This window comes from Planctomycetia bacterium (genome assembly GCA_034440135.1).
Lineage (GTDB): Bacteria > Planctomycetota > Planctomycetia > Pirellulales > JALHLM01 > JALHLM01.
Window position 1 is genome coordinate 1 of record JAWXBP010000104.1, and the last position, 10,173, is coordinate 10,173.

Genomic DNA, 10,173 nt, shown 5'->3' on the forward strand with positions numbered 1-10,173 from the left:
ACTCGCTACGAAAAACTGAAACAAACATTTCTGGCAATCATCCAACTGGCCCTCGGATTCATCCGCCTAAAGCGGATTTAATCGTCAACAGAGCCTAGTATGTCCGATTCCCGTCACGTGAGGATGGCCTTCACCACGTTGCCGCTGACATCCGTAAGCCGGTGATCGCGGCCTTCATGGAAATAGGTGAGCCGTTCGTGGTCCATGCCCATCAGGTGCAGGATCGTGGCGTGAAGGTCGGTGAGATGGACTTTGTCTTTTACGGCCTCGAAACCGAATTCATCGGTTTCGCCGTATTTCGTGCCGCCGCGCACGCCCGCGCCGGCTAGCCACATCGAGAAACCGTACGGATTGTGATTCCGCCCCGGGGCGCCTTGCCCTTCGCTGAACGGCATGCGGCCGAACTCGCCGCCCCAGAGAATCAGCGTCGATTCCAACAGGCCGCGCTGCTTCAAGTCCATCAGCAGCGCGGCGATCGGTTGATCGACTTCCGCGGCATGCTGGCCGTGGTTCTTCTCGATGCTTTCGTGCGCGTCCCAGGTTTCTTCCAAGTGTCCGCCACCGGAATACAGTTGCACGAAGCGCACGCCGCGTTCCACAAGCCGGCGGGCGACGAGGCAGTTGCGGCCGAACTCGTCGGTCGGCGACTTGCCGACGCCGTACATGTCGAGCGTCGTCTGCGTTTCCTGGCCGAGATCGACCGCCTCCGGAGTTTCCGATTGCATGCGGAACGCCAGCTCGTACGAATTGATCCGCGCCGCGAGTTCATCGCCGCCAGGCCGCGCGGCGAGATGCTCGGCGTTGAGCTGCGCCATCAAATTGAGCTGTGCTCGTTGCGCCTCGCGGGAAATGGACTCCGGCCCGCGGAGGTTCAATATCGGATCGCCGACCGGTCGGAACAGCGTGCCTTGGTACGAAGCCGGCATGAAGCCCGCCGACCAATTCGGTTGCCCGCTGATCGGCCCGCCGCGTTTGTCGAGAATGACCACATAGCCAGGGAGGTTTTGATTCTCGGTCCCCAACCCATACACCGACCACGCTCCCAGCGACGGCCGACCGATGAACGTTTTCCCCGTGTTCATCGCCACGAGTGCCGACCCGTGCGCATGGCTGTCGGTGTAACAAGAGTTGATCACCGCCAACTTGTCGGCGTGTTCACGCACTTTCGAGAAAAAGTCGGAGATCAACAACCCGCTTTCGCCGCCGGGACGAAACGGGCGGAACGACGGCGTCAAAAAGCCAACCTTGCGCCCGCCTGAGTTGGTGAACTTCTTCCCTTCCGGCAACGGCTGCCCCGCGTATTGTTCCAGCACCGGCTTGTAGTCGAAGGTATCGACCTGGCTCGGCGCGCCGTTCATCATCAGAAAGATGCACGATTTCGCCTTCGTGGCGAAGTGCGGCGCGCGAGGCGCGAGCGGTGACGCGGTCTTGATCGACGTTTCCGCGGCGGCATGCCGGGTGAAGAATCCGTCGCCATCCAACAACGAGGTCAGCGCCAATCCGGCGAAACCCGCCCCCATCTCCCAGACAAACTCGCGCCGCGTGGACCCGCAAGGAAAAAGTCGTTCCGCCATGAGTTCACCGCGCGACGAGAAGGAGGGTTCCGCGACCTCCTCAATTCTCGCCGGAAGCAGCCGGGAATTCAATCAGCAAGGATGCGTCGCCTCACTCCCCGCCGAAATCGGCGTGGCCCAGCACTTCGTACTTGGACCCGGAGCGCGAGAGTTCGCTGGAAAAGATCGTCACTTCTCCGACGATCATCTCCCCGGCGAAAAACTCAGCATGCTCCGCGAGCGTTTGCGCAAATCGCGACCCGGCCTCGCTGTCCCGCACGCGCCCCAACGTGAGATGCGGGCGAAAGCGCCGGCCTTCCTCACGAAAACCCAATGGAGCGAGGGCCGCTTCCAGGCGTTCATGCACTTCGGTCAGTGCATCGGTTCCCTCGCCCACGCCGAGCCACACCGTGCGCGGCCGCTCCGCGTCGGGGAATGCGCCGGCGCCCTGGACTTCGATGCCGAACGGAGAAAGGTCCGCCACGGCCTGGCTCACCGCCTGGCAAATGCGGGGAATCTCCAGGACCTCGATATCGCCGAGGAACTTAAGCGTGAGATGCATATTCTCCGGCGGCGACCACCGCACGTCCGCTACGACGCGCCGTAACACCGAGATCAATTGATGCGCGCGCCCGCGAATCTCCGGCGTCAATTCCACGGCGACAAACGTGCGAACGGGTTTCATTTTATTCCGGGCGAAGGCCCACAGTCTCCTTTCGCTCCGCGAAAGGTTGGCCTTTCGCGGAGCGAAAGGAGACTGTGGCTGCGGACGACTTTAGAAGCTCAACATCCGGCGATAGTCGGTCACGCGAGCGTCGAGCCGTTCGCGATCAATGCGTTTCAGGCCTTCGAGACTGAAGTCTTCAACGGTGAAACTGGCGACAACCGTGCCGTGCGCCATGGCTCGTTTGAGCGATGTCGGCGAGAAGTCGTCCTGTTCGGCCAGGTAACCCATCATGCCACCGGCGAAGCTATCACCGGCGCCAGTCGGGTCGACCACGTCGGTGATCGGAAAGGCCGGCATTACGTAGGTCTCATGTTCGCTGAAGAACATGGCGCCATGTTCGCCCTTCTTGATCACGACGAACTTCGGACCCATGTCCAGCACCTTCTTACCGGCGCGGACCAGGTTGTCGTCGTCCGCCAACAAGCGCGCCTCGCTGTCGTTCAGCACGAGGCCGCCCAGTCGCTTTAGAAGCGCCTTCAATTCATCATTCTGAATGTTGATCCACAAGTCCATCGTGTCGGCGACCACTAACTTCGCGGACTTGGCTTGCTCCAGCACCCGAAGTTGCAACACCGGCGAGGCATTGCCGAGGAAGACGAACTTGGCTTCCTGAAACGACGCCGGCAGCACTGGATTAAAGTGCTCCAGGACGTTGAGATGCACTTCCAACGTCTCGCGGTCGTTCATGTTGGGTTGATAGCGCGCTTTCCAGCGGAACGTCTTGCCGCCGGGAATCTTCTGCAAGCCCGCGGTATCGATTCGTCGCGTCTCCAGCAACTGCGTATGTGCGTCCGGCCAATCGTCCCCCACGACGCCCACCATCTGCACCTGCGAGAAATAACTCGCCGCGTACGAAAAAAACACGCACGAGCCGCCCAGCTGATCCTTCCGCGTCTCGGTAGGAGTTTCGATATCGTCCAAAGCGATGGAACCGACGACCAGCAGCGGCATGGGGGACTCGAGTGGAGGAGGGGGAGGAGTAAAGGAGTAAAGTAGCGGAGCGACGAGCTTGGCGCTCAACTCGGCCCACTTCGACATTCAGTCATTCGTCATTCATTCGACATTCGGATTTCGAAATTCGTCATTCCCGCGCCACTCAAGCGCGAGAAAGAAAATCCCCTGTCCTCGTATCCACCTTCACCATCGTGCCTTCGGCGATGTATTCCGGCACCTGGATTTCCGCGCCGGTTTGGAGTACGGCGAGCTTGGTGCGGCTGGTGGCGGAGTTGCCGCGAACGGCCGGGTCGCATTGCGTGATTTTCAGTTCGACGGCCGTCGGCAATTGAATGCCGACGCATTCGTCGTTGTAAATCATCGCCTGCACGCCTTCCAAGTCGTCGGTGAGGTACTTCAGTTCTTCTGTGACGTCCTCGACCGGCAGCGCGTATTGGTTGTAGTCCTCTTGATCGAGGAAATGCACATGCGTCCCGTCGCTGTACATCAGCTTGATCGGACGTTTCTCGAAATCCGCCTCTTCGAGCGAATCGCCGCCTTTGAGCGTGATGTCGACCTTTTGCCGTGTGATCAAGTTGCGCGCGCGGAACTTGTAATACGTCGCGCCGCCGCGGGCCGAAGGAGACTGCACCGTCAGCGTTTCAATGATGCAGGGGGCGCCCTCGTAGTTCATGACGAGCCCCGGCTTGATCTCTTTGGCGAGCATTGGCGATGGACGAACGCGTTCGCCCCCCGATGAATATGGTGTTGCGCGATTGGGCCTCTGATGATAGCCCATGCCATCCGGGCTTGAAAACGGGGCCGATGTCCCGCCCAGCGCCGATCCTAGGTTGTGGCACGGTCTCCCGATCGTGCCGCGGCGCGGACTTGCCACGAATGGAGACCTTCGGTCGGACCGGTGGCACGGTCGGGAGACCGTGCCACAACGGAGGGAGACCGCGCCACAACTGGATTTGCGGCGGCGCCGGTTAGAACCACGACTCTTCGCGGTGCTGACGCCGCACGGCCCATTGCCAGAAAAACTTGGCGGGGCCGGAGATCGCAAAGGCGTAGGCCACGACCGGCAGGGTGTAAAACGGCACCACCAACACGGCCACCACGGCGAACAGCAGGCCGACCAGGTGACCGAAACTGCGCCGCCCGTGCAGCATCTGGTTGACGACGTGCGGGTAGGGAATACGCGACACCATCAGCAAAGCCACCAGGGCGGAAAAAATCATCAGTCCGCCCTGCAAGTACTGATCGATCTGCTGAATATTGGCCAGCGCGATGGTGTCGTTACGCAGGCTGTAAAACAATAGCGCCGAGCTGGCGACTACCGCCGCGGCGGCTGGCGACGGCAGACCGCTGAAATTCATGTGATCGTCGTCATCCCCGGTTTCGACGTTGAACCGTGCCAAGCGCATCGCCGCGCAGGCGACGAACAGCGCTGGGATCAGCCACACGATGTGCGGACTCCACCAGGCGACCGACGGACACATCTTCACCAGCAAAAACGCCGGCGCTGCGCCGAATGTGACCACGTCGCAGAGACTATCCAACTGCGCCCCGAAGTCGCTCGACGTCCGCGACAGCCGCGCGACATGCCCGTCCAGGGCGTCAAACACCATCGCCAAAAAAATCAGCGAGCCGCACAGAATGATGTTGTGCGTCGGGTCGTTGACGTCGAAGGCCTCGACAATTCGCGTCGGCACGCGGCTCCCGATGGCCTGCGTCCGGGACACTTCGGCCGAAAGCGGCTTATCGATGCGGGAAGCCGCCACGATGCTGAAGAACCCGCAGAACAGGTTCGCCAACGTAAACATGGCCGGCAGAATGGCGATCGTGCGGATACGGGACATGGCAGGTCGCTAAAGTCGAAACTGGGAATGCGGAACGCGGCGTCGCCTGTGCAAGCCGTCGTCAATCATACCGCACCTGATAGTCAGGCGGGGAATGTAAGAGTTACAAACGCGCGGGCCCACTTCAAAAGTTGACACGGAGCGATAATTCATTGCGAGGTAGACACTTGCGCCGTGAGGCAAAATCCTCCGGACCGCTGGCACGGGACGTGCACTTCAACTGAGGCACTCAAGTTCGACCCGGTTGGTCCTGGAGCCTTCCCGCAGGCTCCAGGACCAATTTGAGTGATCGAACCTGGAGTGCACCGTGAATCTTAGTTGCCCGCCGCCGGGGTATGGCGGCCTAGAGCGCCCGTTACGGGCCATGGCCATCTTTTCACGGACAGGGCGACTCGATTGGTCGCGACAGGGAGAGCCCGACCAATCGAGTCCAACGCACTTCCACTGTGGCTAAAACAGCGCACTGACCATCGCCACGACGATCATCCCTAGGCCCACCGAGCTCTTGGCCACGGTGCCGAGGATGCGGCCCCAAAACGCCGCCGTGCCGACGGGTATCGAGTCGTCGAATTCCCGACCCTTCCACTTTTCGCCCAGCATGGCCCCCACCGCCGCTCCGGCGCCGCCAAACAACAGCACGCCGATCAGCGGCCCAATCACCGGCACGGGGAAACCCAGAGCAGCGCCGACCAGACTGCCGATCATGGAGCCGACCAATGCTAACGCGGCGGCACGCTTACTGCCGCCGGCTTTGGTAGCCCCCAAGGCCGACGCCGCGAGTTCCAGCAACTCGCCGATCAACGCCATCACGGCCAGCCCAATCACGACGGGCCAACCGATTCCGCGGGCATGTTCCGCCTCGGGAATCCAATAGGCAAACGCGGCGCATAGCGCCACCATCACCCAATTGCCGGGCAACGTGAAAAACGTCGCCAGCCACGCGCCACAGAGAGCGACGAACAACAGGGCGACCCACAGGAAATAAAGCCATCCAGACATATAGTGATTGTCGGCTTGGAAAAGTGGGTACCCATGTCCTTCGTACAATTGGGCCAATTCTTGTCCAAGTGGCCTAGCCGGAACAGCGAGCAACTCGACGGGATTGGGCCAGTCGTTCCAGTAATCTGCGAATGCATAGCGATTCTACAGCATATATTTGCAGAAATCGACTGAAAATGCTTGCAATGCTGCAATGTAGTGATAGAATTCTTTCAAAAGGCGTCACGCTCGTCAGGACGATTGCGGATGCTCACGGAACAACGAAGAAGTCGGTTACTGGAGTTGGTCCGCACGCGGGGCTTTGCCTCGTTGCCGGAATTGGCCGAGCAATTGGCCGTTTCGGAATCGACGGTGCGCCGCGATCTGGACCACCTGGAAGAGTCGGGGCATGCCCGGCGGACGCATGGCGGGGCGGTCTACACGGGCCCGCTTCCCAAGTTGCCGCATTTCGAGGAGAGGCAGCCGGCCCAGTGGGACAAGAAACGGGCGATCGCTCGCGTGGCCGCCAGCCTGGTCGAGGATGGCGACACGGTGCTCCTGGACGGCGGCAGCACGACCTACGAGGTGGCCCAGCAGTTGGTGGGTCGGCCTTTGCAGGTTGTGACCAATTCGCTGCCGGTGGCGAACCTGTTTATGACCCGCTCGGACGCGGACCTGGTGTTGATCGGAGGATATGTCTATCCGCGGACCGGCGTGGCCTTGGGACCGTACGCGGATCAGATGCTGAAAGAGCTGAACGTCCGCCGCACGATCCTTAGCGCAGCGGGCGTCAACGAACGCGGGTTTTTCAACAGCAACCTATTATTGGTCGAGACGGAACGCGCGATGATGCAAGCCGCCGACGAGGTGATTGTCGTCGCCGACAGCAGCAAATTCGGCCGCCAAAGCCTGGCGCATTTGTGCGAGTTAGGCGAAGTCCAACACGTCGTCGTCGACCACGAGATCACGGAACCTTGGCGGAAGCGATTGGAAGACGCGGGCGTGAAATTGTGGGTGGCGGAGCAAGTCTAGTTTGGGTTTAGTTTTCAGTTTTGTTGTGCCGCCGTTGATTTATCAGCTTCGATTTCCAGCGATACAGTTGCGAGTTACTCGCTCCCCACTGAAAACTGAACACTGAAAACTTCAAACTCCCCCATGTCCACCACCACGCTTGATCGCTCGACCGTTGAACGCATTGTGCGCGAGATCGTCTTGCGCCAGGTGGGCGGACCGAAATCAGACCCGAACTTGGTGGTCAGCATCTCGGCGCGGCACGTGCATTTGACGGATGAACATGTCGAAGTGTTGTTCGGCTCTGGCGCCAAACTGACACCTGGCAAGCCGCTCTATCAGGACGGCTTTTACGCCGCCGAGGAAACCGTGATGGTCGTCGGCCCACGGCGACGCATGCTGCCGACGGTGCGGGTGCTCGGCCCGACGCGTCCCTTTAGCCAAGTGGAACTGGCCTTCACCGACACGATCTCCCTTGGCATCGACGCCCCCGTCCGCCCCAGCGGCAAGATCGATGGCACGCCCGGCTGCGTGCTCGTCGGCCCCAAAGGCGTCGTCGAGTTGACACATGGCGTGATCCGCGCAGAACGGCACGTCCACATGAACCTGGAACACGCGGCCCACTACGGCGTCAAGAATGGCGACCGCATGAGCCTGCGCATTGAATCAACCTGCACGACGACGTTCGAGGACCTCCTCGTGCGAGCCGACAAGTCCAGCAAACTGGAAGTCCACGTCGACACCGACGAAGGGAACGCGGCCGACCTGGATCACGCGAAGAGCGTGAGATTATTGAAACAGAAATGATGAGTGATGAGAGATGCGTGGGGACGGACAAGAAACTCATCACGCATCACTAAATCGAAATTCACCCCCTAATTCACAGCAACACCAATTCCCGGAGACCCCACGCGATGGCCAAAGTGATGGAAGCGCTCGGCATGATTGAAACCAAGGGCTTTATCGCCTTGGTGGAAGCGACCGATGCGATGTTGAAAGCCGCAAATGTCGAATTCCTCGGTTGGGACAAGGTCGGCAGCGGCCTCGTCACGGCGTTTGTCACGGGCGACGTCGCCGCGGTGAAAGCCGCCACCGACGCTGGCGCCGCGGCGGCCGGACGCTTGGGCGAAGTCCTTAGCGTGCAAGTCATCCCCCGCCCGCACGAAGACCTTGGCGTCGTCCTGCCGGCGACCGTGACGAAGACGAGCAAGTAGCGTGCTAGCTGTTGTGGCATGGTCTCCCGACCGTGCCACCGACCCGACCGAAGGTCTCCCATCTCCGGCATCACGGCCCCCCCGTGGCACGGTCGGGAGACCGTGCCACAACACGTTGGACTCAGTACATCGCATTCACTCACAACCTCAGCTCAATACAAAACCATGAACGACGCGATTGGATTGTTGGAAACGAAGGGCCTTGTCGCCCTGGTCGAAGCGACCGACGCCATGGCGAAGGCCGCGAATGTGCAAATCGTCAAGAAGATCCCGATCGGCGGCGGCCTGGTCACGACCGTCGTGCAGGGCGATGTCGGCAGCGTCCGCGCGGCCGTTGAAGCCGGCGCCACGGCCGCTCGCCAGGTCGGCGAACTGATCGGCAGCCACGTGATCCCGCGCCCGGCCGAGGGCTTGGTCCGCGCGTATCTGTCGTAATGAGCAGCATGACGGGTGCTGGGTGCCACTGGCGGCTTGTCCGCCAGTGCCGGAGTTGACGCAGCCTCACACTGGCGGACAAGCCGCCAGTGGCACCCGTCGAATTCGAAAACCAAGCTTAGAGAATGCGGTAGCAAGTTTACGAACGAGGAACGGGTTCGAGTTGGAAGCAGGAGGCTGAAACCGATGAAGATTCTGGTCGCGAACTTGGGTTCGACGAGCTTTAAGTACCGCCTGTTCGATATGTCGGACGAGCGGCAACTGGCGCGCGGCGGAACCGAGCGGATCGGCGGCGCGGAGAGTCGCACCAAGGTGGAGATCGGCGCGTTTCGCGACGAATCGGTCGCGCAAGTGCCCGATCACGCCGCGGCGGTGCGAGCCTGTCTCGCGCAATTGACGGCGCCCGAAACCGGGTGCCTCAAGAGCGCCGACGAAGTGGCCTCGATCGGTTTCAAAGCGGTGCATGGAGGTCGATACAGCGGAGTGCAACGGGTCACGCCCGACGTGCTCGCGGCGATGGAAGAGATGAGTCGCGTGGCGCCGGCGCACAACCCGCCCTACATCGCGGCGATGCGATTGTTGAGCAAAAAACTGCCGGAGATTCCCTTGGTCGCAGCCTTCGAAACCGGGTTTCACGAGACGATTCCCGCCCGGAATCGGACGTACGCCATTCCACACCAGTGGAGTGAGGAATTCTCCGTACGCCGCTGGGGCTTCCACGGCGCGAGCCATCGCTACATCGCTACGCGAATCGCCGAACTGCTGGGCCGCAGCGACCTGCGCGTGATCTCCTGCCACCTGGGCGGTTCGGCGTCGATCTGCGCGATCCGCGACGGCAAGAGCGTCGCCACCAGCATGGGCATGAGCCCACAGACCGGCCTGCCGCACAACAACCGCGTCGGCGATTTCGATGTGTTCGCGCTGCCAGTCATCATGCAGCGCACAGGCAAGTCGCTCGATGATGTCCTCGACGACCTGGCGGAGCGCAGCGGCCTCGCCGGCCTAAGCGACACCAGCGGCGACGTGCGCGACTTGGAAGCAGGCGTCGCCAACGGCAATGCTCGCGCGCAACTGGGATTGGATGTCTTCGTCAGCGCGGTGAGGCATTACCTCGGCGCGTACCTGGTCGAACTCGGCGGCGCGGACGCCATCGTATTCACCGGCGGCATTGGCGAAAACGGCACAAAAATCCGCGCCGCGATCTGCGAGAACCTGATGGCGCTCGGCGTGGAACTCGACGCCACCAAGAACGCGCAAGCCAAAGGCGAGACGAACCTTCACGCGGCGACGAGCCGCACACAGTTATGGATCGTGCCGACGAACGAAGAAATCGTCGTCGCGCGGCAAGCGAAGGAGCTGTTGGAGAGGCAGTGAGGAGAAAAGGAGTAGAGGAGTAAAGAATTACACACTGTTGTGGCACGGTCTCCTGACCGTGCCACCGCACCGACCGAAGGTCTCCA

11 protein-coding genes are annotated in these 10,173 nt (G+C 61.2%); 5 read left to right on the forward strand and 6 right to left on the reverse strand.

Going from position 1 to position 10,173, the window contains the following annotated elements; genetic code table 11:
• Positions 1 to 113: 113 nt before the first annotated feature.
• The 6 genes from SGJ19_06050 to SGJ19_06075 all read right to left on the reverse strand — a co-directional run bounded on the left by SGJ19_06050 (position 114) and on the right by SGJ19_06075 (position 6,074).
• Entirely contained in the window at positions 114 to 1,574 is a 1,461-nt protein-coding gene (locus SGJ19_06050; GenBank protein ID MDZ4779796.1) for a DUF1501 domain-containing protein, read from the reverse strand.
• 91 nt (positions 1,575 to 1,665) lie between these two features.
• Entirely contained in the window at positions 1,666 to 2,238 is a 573-nt protein-coding gene (gene thpR, locus SGJ19_06055) for an RNA 2',3'-cyclic phosphodiesterase (GenBank protein MDZ4779797.1), read from the reverse strand.
• 90 nt (positions 2,239 to 2,328) lie between these two features.
• Positions 2,329 to 3,231: a PfkB family carbohydrate kinase gene (locus tag SGJ19_06060; GenBank protein ID MDZ4779798.1), complete on the reverse strand. Its 903-nt coding sequence runs from the start codon at positions 3,229 to 3,231 to the stop codon at positions 2,329 to 2,331.
• 145 nt (positions 3,232 to 3,376) lie between these two features.
• A complete protein-coding gene (locus SGJ19_06065; protein MDZ4779799.1) occupies positions 3,377 to 3,940 on the reverse strand; it encodes an elongation factor P in 564 nt (187 codons plus the stop codon).
• A gap of 262 nt (positions 3,941 to 4,202) precedes the next feature.
• Positions 4,203 to 5,075: a CDP-diacylglycerol--serine O-phosphatidyltransferase gene (gene pssA, locus SGJ19_06070; protein ID MDZ4779800.1), complete on the reverse strand. Its 873-nt coding sequence runs from the start codon at positions 5,073 to 5,075 to the stop codon at positions 4,203 to 4,205.
• A gap of 450 nt (positions 5,076 to 5,525) precedes the next feature.
• The gene (locus SGJ19_06075; protein MDZ4779801.1) at positions 5,526 to 6,074 is read right to left on the reverse strand and encodes a DUF456 domain-containing protein; all 549 of its coding nucleotides are present in this window, start codon (positions 6,072 to 6,074) and stop codon (positions 5,526 to 5,528) included.
• 246 nt (positions 6,075 to 6,320) lie between these two features.
• On the opposite strand from SGJ19_06075, the gene SGJ19_06080 reads away from it, so the two are divergent.
• The 5 genes from SGJ19_06080 (at position 6,321) to SGJ19_06100 (ending at position 10,087) form a co-directional block, all read left to right on the forward strand.
• A complete protein-coding gene (locus tag SGJ19_06080) occupies positions 6,321 to 7,085 on the forward strand; it encodes a DeoR/GlpR family DNA-binding transcription regulator (protein ID MDZ4779802.1) in 765 nt (254 codons plus the stop codon).
• 123 nt (positions 7,086 to 7,208) lie between these two features.
• Entirely contained in the window at positions 7,209 to 7,871 is a 663-nt protein-coding gene (locus SGJ19_06085; GenBank protein MDZ4779803.1) for a phosphate propanoyltransferase, read from the forward strand.
• Positions 7,872 to 7,978: 107 nt separating this feature from the next.
• Entirely contained in the window at positions 7,979 to 8,278 is a 300-nt protein-coding gene (locus SGJ19_06090) for a BMC domain-containing protein (GenBank protein MDZ4779804.1), read from the forward strand.
• Positions 8,279 to 8,443: 165 nt separating this feature from the next.
• Entirely contained in the window at positions 8,444 to 8,713 is a 270-nt protein-coding gene (locus SGJ19_06095; GenBank protein ID MDZ4779805.1) for a BMC domain-containing protein, read from the forward strand.
• Positions 8,714 to 8,899: 186 nt separating this feature from the next.
• Positions 8,900 to 10,087, forward strand: coding sequence for an acetate/propionate family kinase (locus SGJ19_06100; GenBank protein ID MDZ4779806.1), 1,188 nt, complete (start codon positions 8,900 to 8,902; stop codon positions 10,085 to 10,087).
• Positions 10,088 to 10,173: the final 86 nt, after the last annotated feature.